Source organism: Petrotoga olearia DSM 13574 (genome assembly GCF_002895525.1).
Taxonomy (GTDB): domain Bacteria; phylum Thermotogota; class Thermotogae; order Petrotogales; family Petrotogaceae; genus Petrotoga; species Petrotoga olearia.
This window is the reverse complement of sequence record NZ_AZRL01000012.1, coordinates 180,710-204,323: the sequence shown is the minus strand read 5'-3', so window position 1 is coordinate 204,323 and position 23,614 is coordinate 180,710. Positions and strand designations below refer to the sequence as shown.

Below are 23,614 nucleotides of genomic sequence, written 5' to 3'. Positions count from 1 at the left end.
TTTTTAATTTCAATTGCCATTATCTAATTTCTCCTTACCCAATTTTTGGGTGATAAAAATGATGATGGCAAAAGTAAAAAAAGGAATGGCGTAGGAGATATTAAAATTAATATCACCAATTACCCCCATGGAAGTTGCGATTATCATAGCTCCAATCCCAGTGGAACCAAAAGCCAACCCATTGTACATCCCTAAGATTCTCTTTGGGAGATTTTGGTTGGAGTATTTTTGAATACTTGGAAAAATGGCAGATAAACTAAAACCAACGAAAAGAAAGAAAATAAAGTGTTGAAATATCAGTAACAACGCAAGACTTATTATAAGAGAAATAGAGAAGTACAAAATGGTACCCAATTCTGTTAATTTTCTGTTTAAAAATTCCGTAATTGCCCTACCAAAGGTAAAAACTACCCAAAATAAACTTATAATTACAGATGAAAATTCTTTAGAATAGTTAAAAACATCATGGAAAAGGTTCCCACTCCATGTTATTATGCCTATTTCACTTCCAGAATAAAATAAGAATATCAACAATGATAAATAAACAAATCTTTTTCTTATTATACCTGTGGCTTCCTTAAATTTAATCGCTTCATACTTTATGTTTTGAATGGGTTTATAAATTAAAACAAAAACCCAAAGTAAAGAAATTAAAATTAAGTGAATAAAATACACAAATCTAAAATCTAAATTCATAACTAAAAATAAGCTAACTAAAAGAGGGGCTATTATACCTCCGATCCCAAAACTTGCATTTAAAAATCCAAAATTTTGGATTTTTCTATCAAGGTGAGAAAAAGCAGAAGTTAAAGTCATAAAAGTAGCACCTGTGGCTACCCCCAATAAGAAAACTGATAATACAACCATGGGAAAATTAAATGCAGTTGCAAATAAAAACAAACCCAAAATCTGAACAATAAAACCACCTGTCAAAAAATTTTTATAACCTATCTGGGCGATAAAAAAGCTACCTATAAAATTAGATAGCATCGTACCAAAGGTACTTATAAACGGTAATGAAGAAGAAATAGTTATCGAAACTGAAAATCTTTCTTGAATGGAAGTCATAAGAGGAGCAAGAGTGTTCATAACCATAGAAAATACGATCATTGAGAGGTATATGAAATTTCTGGTATTTTTTTGGGTCAACAACCTCACCTCTGTTTTAAACTTTGAGTGTATAAGTGTGCCTTTCGAGTTATCTCAGGAATTTTATACTTCGTGGAAAAATGATAAGTGAAATCTAAAGCGTTATTGAAATCCACCAAGTTGCCGGGAGATACGAATACAGGTTTTACATTATCTCTTGTTCTCAACACTATTCCTATTTTCTCATCTTTATGGTACAGAAATGTAAATTCACCCTTTTTCTTTCCCGGCTCTTCGTATTCACCAATTAATTTAGATTTAGCGATTCCTATAGTAGGTTTTTCAATAAAAAAAGATGCGTGTGTAGCTATGCCCATCCTTCTAGGATGGGCATAGCCTTGACCATCAAAAAAAACTATATCAGGTTCAATTTGAAGTTTTTCCCAAGCTTTTAAAAAGATGGGAAGCTCTCTAAAAGCTAGAAGACCGGGAATATAAGGTAAGGTAACCCTATCCACGGCATATGTTACATCGATCACCGATAATTTTTTAAAATTCATAGTAACGATCACAGCTAATCCTTCGTCTTTTTGAAAGGAAAGATCAACACCACATACTAAGTTTGGTACATCAGAAAAATGGCTTAATTTAACCTCTTTAGCTAACTGTTTCTGTATTTTGATCATATCTTTGGGAGACATATCGAAGCTATGAACGAGTTTATATTTCACCTACCTCACCTAAGGCTGTACAATAAACTTCTATACCTTGATCATTTCCTCCAACCCCCAGCCCATTACCACTTTTCCCTTTTAAGTTTATTCGACTCACTTCTAAATTTAAGATACGCGAGGTGTTATTTTTTATTTGACCTGATATTGAACTGATATTTACACTATTAGATATGATTACCGTATCAATATTATTTATCTTAACAATATATCTTTTTTTAATCAAATCTATAGTCTTTTCTAATAAGATTGAGCTACTAATATTTTCAAACTCTTTACTTTCAGGAAAGTACTCCCCTATTGACCCCAAACCGCACATCCCTAATAAACTATCAATTATTGCATGAAAAAACACGTCTCCATCCGAATGACCTGCCAATCCATAACCTTTAGGATGATTTATAACGACTCCACCCAATACCAATCTTCTATTTTCAACAAAAGGATGAACATCGTAACCAAAACCAATTTTTAACATGCTTCAACTTTTCCTCTTTGGCATTATTATGAACATGTAACTGTTGTCCTCTAAAGGCTTTAAAATGGTAGGTTTTTCCTCGTCGGATATATCAAACTCAAATTCCACAGTCTCTATTCTTTCTAATGCCTCCCTGAAATATCTTGGGGAATAGGCGATCTCAATATTTTTGCCTTCTTGCTCGACATCTATCGATTCTTTTGCTTCACCAACATCCGGAGAACTTGCATAAAACTGGATTCTTCCATCTTCAATATTTAATAAAGTATATTCCTCACTTCCGGCTGTTATAGACATCCTTTTCATAATAGCCAAAAATTCCGAGGTCTTAGCCCTGATCTTTGTTATAAAACTCTGGGGAATTATACCCAAATAATTAGGAAACTCTGCGTCTATAACGTTAAAAATCAACTGGTTATTATCTTCTTCAAAATCAAAAAGAATTTGAGAACCACTTTGGACTACTCTTATATTCTCCATTTTTGCGGAAGAGAGTATCGTTTTTAATTCATCCATACTTTTTAGGGATAATAGAAATGGTGAAAGAATATTATCATCTTCCAACTTACTTTCAGAAAGGGCTAATCTATATGAATCCGTGGCAACTAAATTCAAAAACCCTCCCTGCCTAAAGTCCCAGTAAACGGCATTTAAACTGCGCGAAAGAGAAGAAGAATCTTTTAAAGCGCAAAAAATCACCTTATCGATCATATTAGTAATAATTTTTCTATCCAATGTAATAGAGTTCCCTGTAACGTCGAAGGCCAAGGAAGGAAATTCATCAGGATCCATCGTAGGTAATCGAAATACAGAATTTCCACCTGAAATTTTCAAAACTCCATCCAAAGTGATCGTAATTATGTCAGAAGTGAGATTTGATAGTATTTCCAAAAAAATTGTCTGTTCCACCACTGTAGAAAAATCTTCATCGTTGTCTTTAACCTTCAACCATTTGTGAAAACCAGTCTGTAAATCTGTGGCATAAATATGTAACACGTCTTCTTCTACAGTTAATTTTATTCCTTTCAAAATAGGGTTAACTGTTTTTCTTGAAACAGCGTTGCTGGTTAATTGAACAGCATTTTTTAAAACCCTTGTATCTATTTCAAACGACATCGAATTTTCCTCCCTTTGGAAGAATTAGGGTTTCACTATTTTAATTTTACACTAAAAAAAGATTTAAAGCAAGAATAAATTAATTAAAAATTATTTGCTATGCTCTCTTTCTTTTAACTTCTTAGCCAAAAATGTAGCAACGTGATTTCCCTTGGTTCCTCTTCCAAAGCCAGCGTCCATGTAACTATTTATCGCCAAATCATTGGTTATCTGAGTTCCTCCAACGATGAGTAATAATTTATCTCTAACTCCTTTTTCTACAGCAATTTCATGTAGCTTTTTCATATTTTCGACATGGACATCGTTATGAGTAATAATCATAGAAGCTAAAACCGCCTGGGCTCCCACTTCTATCGCACTATCTATGATTTTTTCTGGTGGCACAGAAGTTCCTAGATAAACATAGTTTATTCCGTATTTCTCTATTCCTCCATGTTTTATATCTAGTATTTCTCTGATACCTATGTTGTGTTCATCGTTACCTATCGTTCCGGCTACTACTTTGACCTTGTGTTTACTAAAAAAGTCAAAAAGTTCTTCATCACTCATCACTTCATTCTTTTTTGGGAGTTCTAATTCATCCTTTTTAACAAAAAAAGGTACTTTTGCCTTCAATTCAAGATAAGTCCCCTCTGATGGATGTAAAACGGCTGAATGAATAACATGAATATCTTCTAATCCCATTTTTTTACATATTTCAACCGCTGCTGCTTTTGCGTACTCTTCAGATTCAGGGATTGTCATGTCAAGTTGTATCCAACCATCGTAACTCCATTCAACTTCTGGCTTTATGAGATTATTTTCTTTGTATTCTTTTATATCTCGTAATCTTTTTTCAACGTTATCACTCTCATCTAACTCATCAATAAATTGAATCTTTTCTCTGTTATGTAAGGTACAACCACCGATTAAATCGCAAGGTTTTTCTAATCCTTTAGGTAAGACGTTGTATCCAAAATGTTCACAGACAGGAGCCATATAATCTTTATCCCTTGGTACCACTGAGCCTGCTGCTATTTCTCCGTTCTTTTTTCTAACTATTCCGTCTCCTGCTCTTTCAGGATAGTATCCGTTATCTACAAACATACCATTTTCCAAGGCTTCAAAATATCCACCCATTTCTATTATTTCTTCAAGCATCAATATAGCTCGCATCTTCAATTCTCTTACTTCTTTTCTAATTTTTTCTTCATCAATTTTGAGGTATTGTTTAATATTATCTGCTGATATCAATGTATGTTTAGCTGTTTCTACACCTCTTATAGAGTTAACGTGCCAAGGCACATTTCTTCCTTCATCGGGAGTAATAGTTGATTGAATGTCTGCGGAAGTCAACCGAGAAATGAGAGTGTTTAAAACGTGTATTCTCGTTGCATCGAATAAATCGGATTCAATGTACCTTGTGTTCATTTGAGCCCTGAACTTGTAACCTTTAAATAGTTCTCTCAATGTAACGGCATAGACTAAGTTGATTCTGAACTCAGGAGAAGGTGAAACTACAGGTGGAACGGTTGATAGAGCGATATTTTCTTTTTTCATGCCTACTTTTAATGAAAATAGAGAGTTTATAGCATGTTGGACCAAAAGTTCAGGCATAACGTTTCTGGCTTTTTTAGCTGAAGCGTTGGCGTTATGGGCACCATCAATTTGAAGTATATTCGCCCAAGCCATTACTTTTTTAGCAACGGCAGCATCCACAAAAGATCTAATTGGATTAATACCTCTGTACAAAATATTGTACTGTGGATCTTGGTGAGCTCCATTAACCCCCTCTTCAGAAAATAACACAGCTATTTCAGGGCCAGCTACACCTGAAACATAACTGTGAAAGTTTATGGGCCTACCAACCTCGTCTTCAATTAAATCAAGTGCTTTTCTAGTTGCCCTCAACTGTTTTCTCGTTATTGGTATCCCACCAATACCTTCAGGAGTTCCTTCTATAAGACCGTCTATGTGGCTTTGGCCGAGTGTTCTTATGACCATTATATGGTCTGCTCCATGCCACGCAGCCATTCGCATTCTTCTAATATCTTCCTCAAATCTTCCTGAAGCGATTTCGGATGTTATCACCGTGTCTGGCTGTGGGTCTAGGTTATCAAAGTAATGAGCTGCGGGAAGAGGGAGTGAGTTTTTCAGATCCTCACTTATCTCATAGTAATTAAAATCGCTTTTTTTGGTTCCTTCAGGTAATTTTTTTCTCCAAGTCCATCCCTTTCTTCTGGGGATATAATGTTCCAAATCACTTAAAATTTCTTCTATGTTGATCTTTTCATTTGGTTGAAGTTCCACTTGTATCACCACCTCTAAAGATCTTCTCTACATCATCCCAAAGTTCCCCTTTTAGTAGTGCATCGCCAGCTTGCATTATTCCTATATTTTTTTGTTTTGCGATTTTGTAGACCACATTCCCCGCTCCTTTTGACAATAAATTTTCTTCTTCAATCTTATCAACCAGCGCTTTTGCCTGAAGAGAATTAAACCCCATTCTCAACAATACAGACCTTTCTATAGAAGGAGAGGTATGTGTTTCTGCAAGATTTACCAAAGGGTCTACTACCTTTTCAACTAATTCCCAAAAATAATTGTCTAATTCCTCATCATTCATATTTTGAAGCTTCTTTGACCTTTCCTGAAAGTCATCAGCTCTTTCTTTCATAAAGTCTCCTCCTTTACCTTTTTAATCAAGTTTATTACCGAATCCTCATCTTCTCTTATTTCTTCTGATATGAATTGAATTTCTTTTTGAGTAAAATCAGTTTTTCCAAGTCTTTTTATAAGTTGGTTTATATACGATTCTTTCAATTGAGACATTGGAATTTCAATGTAGTCTATTTGTGAAGGATCTTCAGGTATCACAATTCTTTCCCCTGGTATGTCATCTTTTATTGGATCGCCCAATATTACTTGAATCCCATTTTCTTTGGCAAAAGTGAGTTGAGCACTTGGTAACTTTCCAGCTCCTGTGTATTCTGTTTCGTTTACAACTATTATTTCATCCTCATTCATTTCCCTTGCCAAAGCAAAGGCTGCAACCAACGAAGTATTGCCAGCTGGTCCTCTTTGTAGCCCTTCGAGTTTTGCAAGTAATTCAGTCATATAGAATACTTCCCCTTGAGTTACAAGAACATACCTGTCCATATACCTCAGAACCCTTGCGGCATTTCTTGGAACATCGGATCGGTCAGGAAAAACCGCAAATGGAATCCCGAATCCAGTGTGTCCTGTAGTGAAAGATTTTCTATTGAAATCTTTATCGGAAGCCATATGTAAACCTCTTAAATCAACACTTGCACCAATAACCTTAGTTGAAAATGCCCCAGCTTTTTTTAATCCTCTAGCGGTTCCAGTTGTTAAACCTCCTCCAGCATGGGTACTAACAACGACATCGGGAAATTTCCCTGTGAATTCTTTGGTTTGATTCGCTATCTCCATACCTAACGTTTCTATTCCCGCAATACCAAAAGGTGAGTAAAGCGATGCGTTAAAAAATCCGGTTTCTTCAAGAAGAAGAAGAGTATAATAAAACAATTCAGGCCCTACACTTACTTGGACAACTTCGCTTCCATAAGCAGCACACGATCTTTCTTTTTCTAAGATTTCAGGCTGACCAACGCCTCGGGAATCAAAACATTCTTGAATTATAATAGATTTTAATCCTCTTTTAGCGGCTTGAGAAGCTACCGCGGCACCATAATTACCGCTTGTTGCTGCAATAACTCCTTCATACCCTAATTTTTTTGCCATATATACGCTTATAGAAGCCCTTCTATCTTTAAAAGAACCGGATGGGTTGGTTTGTTCATCTTTAACAAAGATCCTTGCACCTTTTCCTTTATCAGACAATTTTTTAATCAAATTGTTTATATTTTTTAATTCAACAAGGGGAGTGTTCCCAACACCTGTTTCTTTTTGAATCCTTTCAATTTCTTCAATTGAAAATCCCGACTCATTCATCATTTTTTCATAATCAAATGAGATTCCTTCTATTTCAAACCTATTGTAATCAAGTCCTACAGACTTTTTGATGATTTCTATCTGTCTTTCCATTACAGCTTTGTACGATTTATCCATTTTTTTCGAAAAATTACTGCAGTTGGCTTATTACTCTAGTAGGAAAAGAAATGCAGTAATTTTTCTTCCTCCTTTCAAGATATTTGATACCCACCGAACGGGTCAAGGAACTGGCTCTAGCATTCCAAAATTCGAAGTTAGGCTGGTTAACTCAGAGGCTTTTCGCCTCTGTCTCTAGACAGAGGCAGTTTATCCTTGTTAACTTTTAATAATTCGGGAATAGGTTCTCCAAAGTTATGCTCATATCTAGGATTAACTTTTTCCAATTTTCCTTTAACTATTCTTCCAATAGGGGTTTTAATGGTTACGATATCGCCTATTTCAGCCTTTTCATCTTCTAAAAATCCTTTTATTCTAACTTCAAACGGTACTTTTTTGGTATCTTCCGGCAAATGTGAAACTCTTTCTTCAGGATTTAAAGCAATGTAATGAATTTGAACCCAGTCGCCTTTTTTTATCTCCATAAATTCGACCTCCTTCAACGAAGTTCTGCAAGCAAAGCCCTAGGTATTGGTAAATCCGCCATAGTCAACAAACCGGAACGAGCTTCAGCTACTGATGGAATCATATTTGTAGCTATAGCAATGGTACCTTTGCCCCCTGGTATTTCAGGATTTATAGCCATTGAGATATCAGGATCCCCATGAATTGCTATATAATCTCCTGTTTGAACGTTTTCTAATTCAGGAAGTACTTGCTGAGGATGTTCAAGTTCTATCAACAGTTCGTTTTTGTAAAAAGCCTTTGCGGTATGATTACACCCTGCTACCATTCCCGGTTGAACCTTAACGTACTTAGTTTCCCTCAAAACGTTAGAAATTATAGGTTCTCTTTTTTGCTCGATACGATCAATTTCCCATCCTAAAGCCTTGGCGATCATATGTATTGACTGCTCAAACCCTATATGGCCTACTATCTTTCCACTCTTTATTCCTTGTTCAAATTCTTCAGGTGTTGTTCCAACACCCTGTGTTTCCATAACGGTTGGTCCAAAAGGAGAAAGATCATTAATCCTAGCAGCCTTAATCCTCTGAACATTCAAACATGCTCCTGTCAACGTTATAATTAGTGTATCAAGAACAAATCCTGGATTTACTCCTGTTCCTAAAACCGATACATTATGATTTTTAGCAGCCTTGTCAATTTCATTTGCCGCTTGTGGATCCTGTGAAAAAGGAAAAGCCATTTCTTCAGCAATGGTAATTACATTTTTATTTTCTTTCAAGATAGAAATGATTTGATCCTTCACCACCGAGATAAAAGAGTTGGTAGCAATTACAACAAGATCTGGGTCCGTTTCCTTAACCATTGTAATAGGGTCACTGTAAACCTTTATTCCAATTTTTCCTAATCCCAACAGCTCTCCCACATCTTTTTGGATATATTCCTTCCTAAGATCGTGGACACCAACCAATTTTAGATTTTTCTTACTTAATATATTTTTTGCTATTCCACTACCCATTGCTCCAAAACCCCAAATAGCTACTTTATACAATTTAAAAACCTCCTTGTAGTCAATTTAAAACGATGTATGAAATTTTTTTCATTATCAATTATATCTTACAACATTATGCCTCCTTTCTCAAACTAGATAATTCCCAATTAAAACGAAAAAAAAGCGTTTAACCGCTTTTAGAAGCGATTAAACGCCTTATACTCCTTTTTAGACTTCTTTTATTTACCGCCTACGCTTAAATCTCTTATCAGCATAGTAGAACCAGCCACCGGACCCAGATACTTGAAATCAGAACCTATATATTCTAAATTATTCAACAACTCTTCCAACGTTCCAGCTAACGTCATTCCTCTGAAACTTCTCACAAACTCTCCGTTTTCAATTAATCTTCCACTTATTTGAACGGAGAATCTTCCGGAAACCGGATCGGCGGTATGCATACCCATTATGTTGGTAACATATAGAGCCTTCGGAACATTCAAAATATCTTTTCTTGTCTTGTTAGCGATAAAATGGAGGTTTATCGTTCCAATGGAAGGATTTGGAGACTCTACCGAGGCGAAACTGTTACCAGTTGGTTTTGCACCTAACTTTTTTGCAGAATATATATCATGTAAAAATCCTTTTAAATTCCCTTTTTCTATAACGTTGAACCTTGAGGTATTAGTTCCTTCGTTGTCAAATGAGGCTATGATTGGTGCGGAACCATTCATAGGATCATGTAACAAGGTAACAGATGAATTGGCTACTTTTTCACCTAATTTATCTTTCAAAAAAGATTTGCCTTTGTAAACATTTTCCCCAGATAGAGGCGTTATCAATGTCCCTAAGAACATACTAGAAGCAAAAGGACTCATGACAATATCATATCTACCTGAACTTAAAACCTCTGATTTTAAACCTGACACCGCCATTTCTACAGAATCTTTTACAATGCGATCTATGTCTATAAGCCTGTAGCTTTGAGATAATTGATAGTCAAAACCAAATGACGAATCTTCTCCTTCAATTGCGGCTAAACTAATAGAACCCGCAGCATTAGTAAACAAAGCGTTTTTGTATAGACCATTTGTATTTCCAAAATGTATTCTGGTTAAAGCAACTTCGTACTCAGCACCACGAACAAATTTTATCCTTTCATCTTCACTTTTTGCTTTTTTTTCTAGTTCTTTAGCTAAATTCATAACCTCATGTAAATCCATATCCTTTGTGTCTGTATCGAAAGCCCAATCTATGTAAGTGAACTCTTCATCATTTGAGATATCGTTAGCATCATCTTTTTCTGTATATTTAATCATTTCAATTGCTTTTTCAACCGCTTGCATTATTCCTTCTTCTGTAAAAATATTAGACGACGCAGTGGCTGTTCTTCCATCAGGAGAAATAACTTTTATACCTACTGCCCCTTTTTCTCCCTCGGTTAACTGTTCTAACTTTCCATTACTAAAAGAAGCGTTCTTACTTTCAGTGGAAAACACATTTATCTGTCCTTTAAAACCTTTATTTTTTATTTCTTTCATGGATTTTTCTATAACAGATTTTACATTAGTCATTAATTGTTACCCCCTTTTACTATTCCTCCAACTATTAACTTCGGTATTCTTATAGTAGGCTGAGCATCAGAAACCGGGGCCCCTTGACCATCTTTACCACAGGTTCCAACACCATATCCCAAATCGTTACCAACCATATCTATACTTTCTAAAACTTTTAATCCATTGCCAACTAAGCTGGCTCCACGAATTGATTGTTTTATTTCACCATTTTCTATAATATAACCTTCATCAACACCGAATTGGAAATCACCACTTATAACATCAACCTGTCCCCCACCCATCTTTCTTACAAATATACCGTATTTTACAGATTTAATTATATCTTGCGGATCATCTTCTCCTGGTAAGATCATCGTGTTTCGCATCCTAACGATGGGTAGAACCATATAAGATTCCCTTCTACCGTTACCTGTGGTTTCAACACCAAATTTTTTGGCAGTTACTTTTGAGTGCATGTATCCTTTTAATACCCCGTTTTCGATTAAAACGGTTCTCTGGGTAGGAGTTCCTTCATCATCGTAATTAAGTGTCCCTCTTTTGTTTTTATCTGTTCCATCGTCTACAACGGTAATCTTTTGAGAAGCAATTTTCTTTCCAACTTTTTCTCTGTACACAGAACCAGAAAGTACCAAGTCTGCTTCCATACCATGTCCACATGCTTCGTGTATCATGGTTCCTCCAGCTTCTGAGGATAAAACAACGGTGAATTCTCCCGCAGGGGCATCCACTCCTTCTATTTGTGAAACTACTTGCCTGACGGCATCTTTTGTTACTTTTTCGATCATCTCATCTGTAAAAAATTCAAATCCCATGTTTGCTCCATCGGAAGAATAACCTCTAAACAAATTCCCTTTTTCGTCTTGTGCAAATATTATAGCAGCATAACGTGGATAATTTCTGATATCCTCAACTATTTTTCCTTCTGAATTCACTATTTTTACCTTTCGACTACTATCCGCATAGGAAACGGTGATCTGTTTGATGCGTTTATCAGCATTTTTAAGCAATTCTACTCCATGGAGAACCTTTTCAACTTTTTGTTCTACCGCTACATTGTCAAAAGGTATTTCAAAAGGTGCAAAATCCCTTTTTTCAACTTCTTTCAATTCTTCAACCTTTACAATATTATTAGAACCAAACCTTTCGCTTGCGCTTTTTCTCAAAGTCTCGGCAAGATTCATAAGATTCTCATGCGTGGGATCGTTAGTATGAGCAAAAATCGTTTCTTCTGCCGATACAACTCTTATACTTGCACCTTTTCTACTTGAAAAATTGATTTTTTCAATTTTACCGTTATCGTAAACAATTGAGGTACCGTAAAAATCTTCATAGAAGATTTCTGAATACTCTCCCCCTGATGAAAGAGAATGGTTTAAAATCTCTAAGTATTGAGCATTACTTAAATTCACTTCTATCCCTCCTATAAAAAGTTAGCAATCCTTCCTTTCTTATTATATCATATTTATTCCTTTTGGATTTGTATTTGTGTGGGTAATTGAACCCGCTTTAAAAAAAAGAAAGGCGCCAAAGTTTGAACGCCTTTTATAAGAAAAAATTATTCATATAGTTTTTATATCGAAAGTTTTTGCAACCGTCTCCAAAACGTTGGGTGATAGGAAAGCCGGTAGTGTTGGACCTAATCTTATTCCTTTTACTCCCATATACAACAATGCCAACAAGACAGCTACGGCTTTTTGTTCATACCAAGCTATGTTGTATTCGATAGGTAGTTCGTTTATATCCTTTAAACCGAATGCTTCTTTCAATTTTAAGGCTGTTAAAACTAATGAGTACGAATCGTTACATTGGCCTGCATCTATAACCCTTGGTATTCCATCAATATCTCCTAAATCGAGCATATTATACCTGTACTTTGCGCATCCTGCAGTTAAAATAACTGTGCTTTGTGGAAGATCTTTGGCAAAATTAGTGTAATATTCACGGTCTTTGTTCCTTCCATCACAACCACCCATGACGTAAAATTTGGTTATTTTACCAGATTTCACTGCCTCGACAATTTTATCAGCAACTTTGGTGGTCTGTTCATGAGCAAAACCAATGGTTATATTTTTCCCTTCTCTTTTTTTGATGGGGCCAATTTCGAGTGCCTTTTTTATTACAGGAGAAAAATCTTTTTGTCCATTCTTTTTTCTATTTGGTATATGTTGAATATCAGGCCATCCCACAAGTCCGGTTGTAAAAATTCTGTCTTTGTAAGAATTCCTTGGTTTTTGGATACAATTCGTTGTCATCACTATAACTCCACCAAATTCTTCAAACTCTTGCTGTTGTTTCCACCAAGAACCTCCAAAGTTACCAGCTAAATGGTCATATTTTTTTAATCCTGGATAAGCGTTTGCTGGTAACATTTCTCCATGTGTATATACTTTTATTCCTTTATCTTTAGTTTGTTCTAAAATTTCATACAGATCTAGAAGATCGTGTCCACTAACTAAAATAGCAGGTGTTTCGTATGTCCCTGTGTAAACTTGGGTAATTTCAGGATTTCCAAAGGTAGAAGTATTTGCTTCATCTAGTAAAGCCATAGCGTTTACCCCATATTCGCCTACTTTCAGCACTAAATTTATTAATTCATCAACGGTAATATCTTCACGTAAGGTTTCAGCCAAAGCCTTTTCGATAAATGCAAGTATGTCTTCGTTGAAGTGTTTTAAAACATAGGCATGATCGGTGTAAGCTGCCACTCCCTTTAAACCAATTACAAGAAAGTTCTTTAGCGATCTTATATCTTCGTTTGGTTCTGATAAAACTCCTACTTCAATAGCTTTATTCAAGTATTCGTATTTATTGTTATCTTTTGGATTCCATTCTGCAGCATCTGGTACTGTTTCCTGAAATTTTTCGTTGTATTTTCTTACATAAGCTTCTTTGAATTTATTTTCTATAATTCTTCTTTTATCAAGTGCTTCATCAATGTATTCAACTATCCTTTCTTCATCAAAATTAACATTCGTTATCGTTACGAATAAGCCTTCTGCCACAAAAAAGTCAACACTTTCATCTTCTACGTTCAATTCTCTTGCTTTATTAGACCAATAGGAAATCCCTTTTAGTACGTAAATCAATAGATCTTGTAAATTTGACGTTTCTGGACTTTTTCCACATACACCTTGAGCCACACAACCCTCATTTCTTAGAGTCTCCTGACATTGATAACAAAACATCTCCATTCGTTCATTCCTCCAATCTTTGATTTTATTTGTTTTAACACTTAAATTTTTCTTTATTTAAAGGATTTTGAATTCCTTTTCATTTTAAGTATAATCAAATTAAAGTGATTTGTTAGTAACAAATGTTACGTACTTTGCTTTTTTTGAATTTAGAGGTGATTAAATCGTGGATAACTATATCGATATGATAAGCAACTTAAAGATATTTAAAAATTTTTCAAAAGCCGAATTGATGAAAATTTTCGGTAATATTCAATATTCAATTAAACAATTTCCTAAAGGATCATTTATTAGTTCTTCAGGAGAAAAAGTGGATAAATTGATGATTTTAATCAAAGGAGAAGTTATCGCAGAAATGATTGATTTTAATGGAAAAATTTTAGAAGTAGAAAGGATAAAATCTCCAGATGTTTTAGCCTCGGCTTTATTATTTTCAAAAGATAATATTCTACCTGTGAATGTTTTAGCAGTTAAAGATGCTGATATGCTCTATATTGAAAAAGAATATCTGGTAAGAGCTTTCCAAGTTAACAACGCTTTTTTAATCTCTTTTCTTGAAGATATAGGAGAAAAGTTCCAGTTCGTAACTACAAAATTACGAATGAATTCTTTTCATACAATCAGAGAAAAGATTACAATGTATCTTTTAAACCTTTACAACCAACAAAATAAATCCAACGAGTTAACTATACCTCTAACTTTAGAAGAGTTAGCTAATTTATTTGGTGTAACAAGGCCTTCTTTATCGAGGGTTTTTTCACAGATGCAAAAAGAAGGTTTATTCGTTAAAATAGGTAATAAAATATTCTTAAAGAAATTGAAGAATTGATTATGCTATAATTGTTATGACAAAAATCAAAGTAGGGAGGGAATTTTAAGAATGGAGATCTTTTTAGACACCGCAAATATAGAAGAAATTAGAAAAGGTGTTGCTTGGGGAATAGTTGATGGAGTCACAACAAATCCTACGTTGGTTTCAAAAGAAAATGCAGTATTTGAAGAAAGAATCAAAGAAATTTGTGAAACGGTAAAAGGGCCAGTAAGTGCAGAAGTGGTATCTACAGATTATGAAGGAATGGTAAAAGAAGCCAGAGAAATAGCAGATTTAAGTGAATTTGTGGTGGTTAAAATACCTTTGATTCCAGACGGAATTAGGGCAATTAAAACTTTATCTAAGGAGGGTATTAAGACCAACGCAACCTTAGTTTTTAGCCCTTTACAAGCACTTCTTGCAGCCAAAGCTGGAGCTACATACGTGAGCCCTTTCATCGGTAGAATGGATGACATAGGAAACACCGGAATGGATATTGTAGAAGAAATTGAAGTTATCTTCAGTAATTATGGATATGAAACAAAAATTATCGTGGCTAGCGTAAGACACCCTCAGCATGTTTTAGAAGCAGGGTTAATTGGAGCAGACGTTGTTACAATGCCCTTTGAAGTACTTGAGAAAATGTTTAAGCATCCCATGACAGATATAGGTCTTGAAAGATTTTTGAATGATTGGAAGAAATATCAAGATTATCTAAAAAACAAAACTAATTAATTTAAAAATAATAGACGTACGAGGCAGTATAATACCCAAGAAAAGAACCAGTTACAACGTCCGAGAGCCAATGTACATCTTCATAGATGCGAGAAAAAGATATAGTTGTTGGTATAATATATATCCACCAGCTATACTCTTTCGCATATGGAGTATATACCGACCAGGCTATTGTTGAATGTCCGGAAGGGAAAGAAGTATAAGTAGCCCCCTGTGTAAGGGGAGCAAAAGGATTGAATGAAAGTGAACCTTCTTCTGCATAAGGCCTTTCTCTGCCAACGACAATTTTTGTTAGCAAGGCTATTCCACCGCTAATAGCGGAAGATATAATAGCATCTTCAGATACCTTTTTTAGTTTGTAATCATTTGTAAGATAACCAACTGTGTATCCCACCACAGGTGTTGCAACAAGAAAGTAATAATCATATTTAGTTAAAAAATTAGAAATTATATCTAAATAAGAATTAGTACTATATTGAACAAAGTTTCTGCTTAAATCATCTAAATTGAGAGTAAACTTAGTTGTGGAGGTGCTCTGTGTAGTTACTGTATCTTCAGCGATAATTATACTTGAAAAAACAAGAATCAATACTAAGAAAAGTATAAAACGTTTTCTCATATGAATTCAACCTGCCTTTTGATCAGAAGATGAAAAATATCATAACTACGATATAACCCATTATAGCACAAAAAACTGGAACAGCAATTTTTTTTATAACGCTAAACATATCAACTTCAAAATATCTGGATGTAAGTAAAAGACAGAGATGTACAGGTGATAGAAGAACCCCTAATACCGAGAAAAAATATGTAGTTATCGCAACTGGTACCAAAGAAATAAATCCCGCTTCAACGAATGACAAAGCTATAGGCATTGTAACCGCAAAACCGGCCTGAGTTATCCCAGTTATCAATCCTATAATAATTGGTGAGATCATGATTATCCACCAAGGACTTACCCCCCACATAGTTAGATTTTCTACAAAATCGTTAGATAAATTTGACACAGTTACTAAATTTTTGTACCAGAAAACAAAAAGTAGCAACAGTACTGTTTCCCATCTAATATTTAGTAAATCCTTGTAATTTTTGTGATAAAAAGTATATATTAAAGATACCGTTAAAACAACTATCCAACCTGGTAAAGAAGCAATTACTCCAACGATTATGATTATTATGGGGAGTATAGATTCAAAAAGTTCTTTCCATAATTCTTTATCTCTTTTAAGACTAATTTTACCTATTCTGAAATATAACCAACCCCCAATAATCGCAAATAATCCAATGGGAAGCTGTATTAGCAATAACTTTGTTAAACCGATCCCGGTAAGAGCGCTCTCTAAAATTAATGCAGGATACAGTATCCAAAAGAACTCCATACTGTGCCTGAACCAATAGTTCATTGCAGTAGCTTCCACCATATTAATGTTGCTCTCATTCGCAATATCTTTAACCATCGGTGCGGTGAACATTGCCCCACCAGGCATGGGTAGTAATCCCAACAGCATAGGCATCAATCCTACTGCCTGTCTTGAATTGAATAATGCCTCTATATTTTTGGCAAACTTTTGTGAATTCCCACTTGCCTTCATAGTATCTGATAGTAGATATATTCCAAAGATAACAATAATTACTTCGTAAAAATCACTTTGGGAGAGAGTCTGGAGAAAACTACTACCAATATAATTTAAATTCAATGAGACTAGTGCGGTTACTATTGTTGCAATAAGAATAGCCCAATGAACTTTTTTTATTAATTTTATAGATATCACCATACTAATTAAACCTGATATTATGGAAACTACCGCCAAATCTTTCACCTCGTTATTTGTTAGTTAAACATACTATTTAATTATACTATAAAAAAACGTGCCATATTCCATGGCACGTACGTTATTATTATCGATAATTTAGTACATATCTGGTGTTTGAGGCATTTCTGGACCTTTGTCTTCTTTTGGCTCTTCTGCTACTAAAACTTCTGTTGTTAGAAGCATGGAAGCAATCGATGCAGCATTTTGAAGTGCACTTCTTGTAACTTTGGTTGGATCGATTATTCCAGCCTCGAACATGTCTATGTATTTTTCTTTTAGAACATCAAATCCATATTTTGGATCGTCTTTTTCAACTATTTTTTCAATAATTATAGCAGGTTCTAAACCAGCATTTCTTATTATCTGTTTTACAGGAGCATCTAAAGATTTTGCTACTAATTGTGCACCTATTTTTTCATCTCCTGACAAGGTGTTTGCAAATTCCTCAACGGTTTTCTTTGCTCTGAGTAATGTTACTCCTCCACCAGCTACAATTCCTTCTTCTACAGCTGCTCTTGTTGCAGATAAAGCATCTTCAATTCTATGTTTCTTTTCCTTCAACTCAGTCTCTGTGGCTGCACCAGCTTTAATTACTGCAACCCCACCAGATAATTTTGCCAATCTCTCTTGTAATGTCTCTTTCTCGTAATCGGAAGTTGTATTTTCAATTTGAGCTTTTATTTGTGCGATTCTCTCTTTTATTGCTGTAGGTTCACCTTTTCCTCCAACAATGATTGTATCTTCTTTTGCGACTCTTACTAAATCGGCTTGTCCAAGATCGTTAATGGAAATATCTTCTAAGGTAAGACCAACCTCTTCAGATATTACCGTACCTCCAGTTAAAATTGCAATGTCTCTCAACATTTCTTTTCTTCTGTCTCCAAAACCAGGAGCTTTAACTGCTACAGATTCCAAGGTTCCTCTTAATTTATTAAGAACTAATGTTGAAAGAGCTTCTCCCTCTACATCTTCTGAAATTATTACTAAAGGTTTTCCAGATTGAGCAACTTTTTCTAAAATTGGAACTATTGATTTTACAGCAGAAATTTTTTTATCTGTAATTAAGATATAAGGTTCCTTCATTTCTGCTTCCATTTTTTCTGTGTTTGTAACAAAATATGGAGATATGTATCCTCTATCGAATTGCATTCCCTCGGTAAATTCTACATATGTTTCGAGAGTTTTAGAGTCTTCAACGGTTATAACTCCATCCTCTCCAACTTTGTCCATTGCTTCTGCTATAATATTTCCAATCTCTTCGTTATTAGCAGATATAGAAGCTACATGAGCAATGTCATCTTTGCTCGATAACTTTCTGCTGGCTTTTCTTATTTCTTCTACAGCTTTGTCTGTAGCCTTAGCGATACCGTTTCTCATCAATATTGGATTAGCACCAGCTGCAACATTTTTCAATCCTTCTTGAATCATAGACTGTGCTAAAACTGTAGCGGTAGTTGTTCCATCTCCGGCTACATCATTTGTTTTGGAAGCTACCTCTTTGACTAACTCTGCTCCAAGTGCTTCAAATTTATCTTTTAATTCAATTTCTTTAGCTATAGAAACACCATCATTTGTGATAGTTGGAGATCCCCAACTCTTTTCTAAAACAACATTTCTTCCCTTAGGTCCTAAAGTTATTTTAACAGCATCAGCAACTGTATTGACGCCTCTTTCTAAAGCTCTCCTTGCATCTTCGTTAAATTTCAACATTTTTGCCATATTATCTCAACACCTCCTATTTTTAGTCTTCTACTTTTGCTAATACATCTTCCACATCGATAATGATGTAATCCTCATCATCTATTTTGATTTCAGTGCCTGCGTACTTAGAAAAGATCACCTTGTCTCCTGCTTTTAAATCATAATCTTCTTCGAGTTTACCTACTTCTTTAACTTCTGCCTTTTGAGGTTTTTCTTTTGCTGAATCTGGCAGTACTATACCACCTTCAGTCTTTCTTTCTTCGGTAATGGGTTTAATGAGTAGCCTGTTTCCTAATGGTTTCACTGTCATGTGATGATACCCCCTTTTTTATTTTAATATTTTATTTTTATTCTTTTAGCAGTCAAATATTAAGAGTGCTAAGTTTCATATGTATCATAACACATATAAATAAAAGTATCAAGATTCAAAAAATCCAATTATGGACGATTATAGTCGATTAAAAGCAATTATTTCCGATTAGAAGGCTAAATCTCCTTTTTTCTCGTTTTTTCTCTAAATTGCTCGTTTTTTCTGGTAGTTTAACTTTTTTGTAATCTTATTAATATGTATTTTTAAATTTATCTGCGATTTTGACAAATACTTTTAATACTTCAGGGTCAAACTGTTCTGGAGAAGTTTTGTTATCTCCTTCTAATAATATTTTCATACTTTCTTCATGAGAAAAAGCTTTCTTATATGGTCTTTCAGTTCTGAGTGCATCGTATACATCTGCAACAGCAACTATCCTGGCCTCAATAGGAATATTTTCCCTTTTCAAGCCATAGGGATATCCACTTCCATCGTATCTTTCCTGATGATATAATGCGATGTTTCTTGCAACTTTAAAAATTTCGACATTTCCGATTATATCTGCCCCATATTCGGTATGTTTTTTCATCACTTCCCATTCAGAATCGTTTAAAGAACCTTTCTTTCTTAAAATTTCAATGGGTATAAGTATCTTTCCAATATCATGATAGTATGCATATGTTTTTATCTCTTGAGCAAAACGTTCTTCTAAACCTAAATTCTTAGCTATTTCATAACTTATTTGGCCTATTCTGTTCATATGTTCAGAAGTTTCCATATCAAAACGTTCTGCCACATCACTAAGTTTTTTTAAAGAATAATTATAGGCTTCGATAGCTTCTCTTTCCTCAAATTTAAGATCCATATAAATTTCAATTAATCTTCCGAAAATTTCCATTACTTCTTTTGAAGTATCAGAAAATTTCATATTTGCCATTGAATTTACGGAGATGTTACCTATGAATCTTTCTTTGCTGTATAAGTCCACAAGCAAGCTACTTCCCAAATTAGTTGCATTAGATGTAGTTAAAATATTGGTAATTTCCATTGAAAGATCTTCATTATATGAATCCAAATTATGAACTTCTTGAACGTGTTTTCCTACCTTTATGACTTTTTCTAATGGTATGGTGATATTGTATATTTCTTTGTTGAATCCATATGCTGCGTAAATTTTCCATTGGTGATCGGTGATAAGTCCTATGCTTCCTGCTTTGGCTTCTGGTATCAATTTAACTAAACCTTCTATAGCATTATTCAAAATCGTCTTTGTGTCTTCACTTTCAATGAAAGAATAAAATATTTGATACATCTTTACCAGTTTTTCACTCAATTCTTTATTTTTATGGCTAAGATCACTAATTTCTTTATAAGAGTTTCTTAATTTGATATTTGATTTGTTTATGATGTTAACCATTTCCCTACTTCTAGAGTAAAAGATAACCAAAGTAACAATAGAACTAATCAAAATTATTATCAAGATAATAAGCAATCTATTGATGTTTTTTTGACGTTCAACACTCAAAGATGTACTTATTCCAACCCATAAATTTTTAATTAGATCAAAACCATCGCTTTTTAGAAAATTATTGAGGGTACTTTCAAATATCTGCAAGGCTTCTTCTTTTTCACTGTCCTTTTTGGAGGCAAAGGTTAGAGGTGTCGATTCAAATACTTTCACATATCGGATGTTAGGTTTTAAATTGTTTGCTATGATATAGTGTGAAACTATTCTTTCATCTTCTATAGCAGCAGAAGATAATTTTTCGTTCAGCAGATCTGATATGACGTTTTCATTTGTTTGGTACACTCTAATATCTTTAAATCCTTCGTTTTTTAGAACATCTATTAAAAAACTCCCATTTAAAACCCCAACCGGATATTTTTTTAGTTCTTCGTATGTTTGATTGTTATCGTACTTGGTCAGTATGAATGAGTCAACAAAAATAACGGTTTTATAAAATTTCAAATTCATTTTTCTTTCTGAAGTTGGTGCTATTAGTCCTATTAAGTCGTAATTTTCGTCATTTAAAAAGGTATCGTATGCATCTGTCCAATTTTTTACCGTTATTTCAAAGGTCAAATCTGAGTTTTTTTCTATTTCGTTCAGAATATCAATCACAAAGCCTTCTAATTTACCATTATCTATGTACACATCTGGGTAATATTCGCCTAAAATGATATTAAGTTTTTCCGAAAAAGCAAAAATTGTGATAGTAGTAAAAATTATAGTTATAATAACACTTTTAGGTTTCAAAATAGGTGAACTCCTTTAATTTTTTTGTTTATACATAATTTTATCATATTTGTGAATCTATTTGAAAAAACTAAGGAATTTTTCGATATGGTATAATAATAACAAGGGTTATAGGAAGTATTTGAAGTTAAGAATCAAATTATAAAAGGAGTGGTTTTTGTGATATTCAAAAAGTTTGGAAAGACAGATATGAACGTATCTGTTGTAGGATACGGAGCTTGGGAATTAGGTGGAAATTGGGGTCCAATTGAGAAGGAAAATGGCGTTAAAATATTGAACTTAGCTTACGACAATGGAGTTAACTTTTTTGATACAGCCCCTGTCTACGGTTTTGGTCAATCCGAAGAAATAGTTGGAGAATTTTTGAAAGGGAAAAAGAGAGAAGATGTTTACATAGCTACTAAATGTGGTTTAGAGTGGGATCAAAGGGGAAGAATTAGGAATAATTTAAAAAAAGAAAGGGTATTGAAAGAAATAGATGATTCTCTTAAAAGGCTAAAATGTGAGTATGTAGACTTATATCAAATTCATTGGCCCGATCCCAATACTCCTCTTGAAGAAACTGCAGAGGCGTTACAACAGATTTTAGATAGCAAAAAAGCTAGATACATTGGTGTGTCTAACTTTAGTGCACGACAAATTGAAACGTTGATAAAGTATGTTGATATTGTATCCACTCAAAATTATTACAACTTATTGGTTAGAGACGTTGAAAAAGATTTGTTTCCAGTCGTTGATAAGTATGATTTAACAGTCATTCCATACAGTCCTCTTGCCAAAGGATTGTTGACCGGAAAGATTTCCAAGGATTATGAACCTCCGAAGAACGATCCTAGAGCTATGGATGAAATATTTAAGAATAGAGAGCTTTTTGTTAAAAGTGTAGAAAAGGTCGAGAAATTAAAGATTTTATCCAATAGAATTGGAAGACCTTTGTCTCAAATGGCTATTAATTGGTTGTTGCATCATAAACAAGTATCGACAGTTATCGCTGGTTCAAAAGATGAGATGCATGTTTTGGAAAATATTGAAGCAGGAAGTTGGGAACTTAGCGAAGAAATTTATTTAAAGATTGAGAAAATAGTTGGTGAATAGGAGGTAATGTATGGCTATTCTCTGTGCGGGTGAAATTCTCTTTGATTTTATATCAAAATCTCTAAACAAAGGTCTTGGAGAAAGTGAGCTTTTTGAGAAGCGACCTGGAGGATCTCCTTTTAATGTAGCTGTGGGGGTTGCAAAATTAGGTGCCGATGTTTCTTTTTTAACGAAGATATCTCAAGATGAATTTGGTAAATTTCTATTTGATTACTTAAAACAAAATGGAGTGAACACAGATTGTGCTTTTACGGTTGAAGGGTTGAAAACCAGTCTGGCCTTTGCGGCGGTTGATGCCCAAGGAAAGGCTGAGTATGAGTTTTATAGAGATAATGCTGCAGATACTAAATTAGAATTAAAAGATATAGAGAATTTAGATTATGAAAAATTTAATGTCTTTCATTTTGGTTCTATAGCCCTTATAGATGAACCTACATCAAGTACCTTGACTAGATTGTTCGACAATTTTGTTTCTGGTGATTTGGTAACTTCTTTTGATCCAAACATTAGATTGTCTCTTATAAAGAATAGAGAAAATTACAACAGTCTTGTAAAAAGTATAATTAAAAAGGTTGATATCTTAAAAATGAGTGATGATGACTTGTATTATTTAACTGAGAAAAAGAATGTTGAAGAAGCTATAATGACCCTTTCTGTCAAAGAAGGTGCTATTTTGTTCGTGACTTTAGGAAGTCAAGGTTCTTTAGTTTATAAAGATGGTATTATTGAAAGAGTTCCAGGTTATAAAGTAAAGGTTGTTGAAACTGTGGGTTGTGGAGATTCTTTTATGGCAGGTATTTTGTATAAATTAAAGGATTTTTCTAAAGATGAGCTTTCCAACATTACTGTAGAAGAACTTGCTGAATATGCAGATTTTGCAAATAAATGTGCAGCTATTGTTGCTACGAAACAAGGAGCCGCGAATGCTATGCCAAGTTTATCTGAAGTTAGTCAATTTGAATTTTTAAAAAGTCGTTTTTATATTTAATTCTATGATAGTAGTGAAGATAGTATAATGTTGATAGTTCAAAAGTCCTGTTTTTCTTTGTTAATGGGATTTTGTGTAAGTTCAAAAGTGCCAAATATTTTGAACCTCGTTATCAACTTAAATGTTCAAAAAGATTTTTAAATGATTTTATCGAATGTTTTGTTGATAACTTTAATTATCGACGTTGTTTTCGACTGAGATATCGACGAACTTAG

The 23,614-nt window shown here is 34.2% G+C and carries 21 protein-coding genes; 4 read left to right on the top strand and 17 right to left on the bottom strand.

Features of this window, described 5'->3' with window-relative positions:
* Nucleotides 1-9 precede the first annotated feature (9 nt).
* The 12 genes from X929_RS04955 to hcp form a co-directional block, all read right to left on the bottom strand.
* Complete coding sequence (locus X929_RS04955) at nucleotides 10-1,149, bottom strand: MFS transporter (RefSeq protein WP_103066933.1); 1,140 nt, start codon at nucleotides 1,147-1,149, stop codon at nucleotides 10-12.
* A 5-nt stretch (nucleotides 1,150-1,154) separates the two neighbouring features.
* On the bottom strand, nucleotides 1,155-1,820 hold the full coding sequence (gene nfi, locus X929_RS04950; protein ID WP_103066932.1) for an endonuclease V: 666 nt from the start codon (nucleotides 1,818-1,820) through the stop codon (nucleotides 1,155-1,157).
* Nucleotides 1,810-2,298, bottom strand: a complete 489-nt coding sequence (ispF, locus tag X929_RS04945; protein ID WP_103066931.1) for a 2-C-methyl-D-erythritol 2,4-cyclodiphosphate synthase — start codon at nucleotides 2,296-2,298, stop codon at nucleotides 1,810-1,812. The genes nfi and ispF overlap by 11 nt, the downstream gene beginning before the upstream one ends.
* 3 nt (nucleotides 2,299-2,301) lie before the next feature.
* Nucleotides 2,302-3,414, bottom strand: a complete 1,113-nt coding sequence (gene dnaN / locus X929_RS04940; RefSeq protein ID WP_103066930.1) for a DNA polymerase III subunit beta — start codon at nucleotides 3,412-3,414, stop codon at nucleotides 2,302-2,304.
* Nucleotides 3,415-3,504: 90 nt separating this feature from the next.
* Complete coding sequence (oraE, locus tag X929_RS04935; RefSeq protein WP_103066929.1) at nucleotides 3,505-5,703, bottom strand: D-ornithine 4,5-aminomutase subunit OraE; 2,199 nt, start codon at nucleotides 5,701-5,703, stop codon at nucleotides 3,505-3,507.
* On the bottom strand, nucleotides 5,684-6,070 hold the full coding sequence (locus tag X929_RS04930; RefSeq protein WP_103066928.1) for an ornithine aminomutase subunit alpha: 387 nt from the start codon (nucleotides 6,068-6,070) through the stop codon (nucleotides 5,684-5,686). The genes oraE and X929_RS04930 overlap by 20 nt, the downstream gene beginning before the upstream one ends.
* Nucleotides 6,067-7,485 (bottom strand): 2-amino-4-oxopentanoate thiolase subunit OrtB, encoded by a 1,419-nt coding sequence (ortB, locus tag X929_RS04925; RefSeq protein ID WP_103066927.1) that lies wholly within the window; start codon nucleotides 7,483-7,485, stop codon nucleotides 6,067-6,069. The genes X929_RS04930 and ortB overlap by 4 nt, the downstream gene beginning before the upstream one ends.
* A gap of 146 nt (nucleotides 7,486-7,631) precedes the next feature.
* Nucleotides 7,632-7,949, bottom strand: a complete 318-nt coding sequence (gene ortA / locus X929_RS04920; RefSeq protein WP_103066926.1) for a 2-amino-4-oxopentanoate thiolase subunit OrtA — start codon at nucleotides 7,947-7,949, stop codon at nucleotides 7,632-7,634.
* Between the two features lie 14 nt (nucleotides 7,950-7,963).
* Complete coding sequence (ord, locus tag X929_RS04915) at nucleotides 7,964-8,980, bottom strand: 2,4-diaminopentanoate dehydrogenase (protein ID WP_103066925.1); 1,017 nt, start codon at nucleotides 8,978-8,980, stop codon at nucleotides 7,964-7,966.
* A gap of 179 nt (nucleotides 8,981-9,159) precedes the next feature.
* Nucleotides 9,160-10,494, bottom strand: coding sequence for a TldD/PmbA family protein (locus X929_RS04910; protein WP_103066924.1), 1,335 nt, complete (start codon nucleotides 10,492-10,494; stop codon nucleotides 9,160-9,162).
* Complete coding sequence (locus X929_RS04905; protein ID WP_103066923.1) at nucleotides 10,494-11,906, bottom strand: TldD/PmbA family protein; 1,413 nt, start codon at nucleotides 11,904-11,906, stop codon at nucleotides 10,494-10,496. The genes X929_RS04910 and X929_RS04905 overlap by 1 nt, the downstream gene beginning before the upstream one ends.
* Before the next feature lie 150 nt (nucleotides 11,907-12,056).
* Entirely contained in the window at nucleotides 12,057-13,688 is a 1,632-nt protein-coding gene (gene hcp / locus X929_RS04900; RefSeq protein WP_208317041.1) for a hydroxylamine reductase, read from the bottom strand.
* Between the two features lie 166 nt (nucleotides 13,689-13,854).
* Between hcp and X929_RS04895 the strand changes: the two genes are divergently transcribed.
* Nucleotides 13,855-14,517 carry a Crp/Fnr family transcriptional regulator gene (locus X929_RS04895; protein WP_103066922.1) on the top strand — a complete coding sequence of 221 codons (663 nt, stop codon included), beginning with the start codon at nucleotides 13,855-13,857 and terminating at the stop codon, nucleotides 14,515-14,517.
* Nucleotides 14,518-14,568: 51 nt separating this feature from the next.
* Complete coding sequence (fsa, locus tag X929_RS04890) at nucleotides 14,569-15,234, top strand: fructose-6-phosphate aldolase (protein WP_103066921.1); 666 nt, start codon at nucleotides 14,569-14,571, stop codon at nucleotides 15,232-15,234.
* Between the two features lies 1 nt (nucleotide 15,235).
* Here the strand turns inward: fsa and X929_RS04885 are convergent, their stop codons facing one another.
* The 5 genes from X929_RS04885 to X929_RS04865 form a co-directional block, all read right to left on the bottom strand.
* Complete coding sequence (locus X929_RS04885) at nucleotides 15,236-15,853, bottom strand: phosphatase PAP2 family protein (protein WP_103066920.1); 618 nt, start codon at nucleotides 15,851-15,853, stop codon at nucleotides 15,236-15,238.
* A gap of 22 nt (nucleotides 15,854-15,875) precedes the next feature.
* On the bottom strand, nucleotides 15,876-17,054 hold the full coding sequence (locus X929_RS04880; RefSeq protein WP_243830537.1) for a DUF401 family protein: 1,179 nt from the start codon (nucleotides 17,052-17,054) through the stop codon (nucleotides 15,876-15,878).
* Nucleotides 17,055-17,144: 90 nt separating this feature from the next.
* A complete protein-coding gene (gene groL, locus X929_RS04875; RefSeq protein ID WP_103066918.1) occupies nucleotides 17,145-18,767 on the bottom strand; it encodes a chaperonin GroEL in 1,623 nt (540 codons plus the stop codon).
* Between the two features lie 22 nt (nucleotides 18,768-18,789).
* A complete protein-coding gene (groES, locus tag X929_RS04870) occupies nucleotides 18,790-19,059 on the bottom strand; it encodes a co-chaperone GroES (RefSeq protein ID WP_103066917.1) in 270 nt (89 codons plus the stop codon).
* 250 nt (nucleotides 19,060-19,309) lie between these two features.
* On the bottom strand, nucleotides 19,310-21,316 hold the full coding sequence (locus X929_RS04865; protein ID WP_103066916.1) for an HD domain-containing phosphohydrolase: 2,007 nt from the start codon (nucleotides 21,314-21,316) through the stop codon (nucleotides 19,310-19,312).
* 159 nt (nucleotides 21,317-21,475) lie between these two features.
* Here X929_RS04865 and X929_RS04860 point away from each other — a divergent pair, with 159 nt between their 5' ends.
* Both X929_RS04860 and X929_RS04855 read left to right on the top strand, forming a co-directional pair.
* Nucleotides 21,476-22,411, top strand: coding sequence for an aldo/keto reductase (locus X929_RS04860; protein WP_103066915.1), 936 nt, complete (start codon nucleotides 21,476-21,478; stop codon nucleotides 22,409-22,411).
* 10 nt (nucleotides 22,412-22,421) lie between these two features.
* Entirely contained in the window at nucleotides 22,422-23,399 is a 978-nt protein-coding gene (locus X929_RS04855; protein ID WP_103066914.1) for a carbohydrate kinase family protein, read from the top strand.
* The last annotated feature ends 215 nt before the right edge of the window (nucleotides 23,400-23,614 follow it).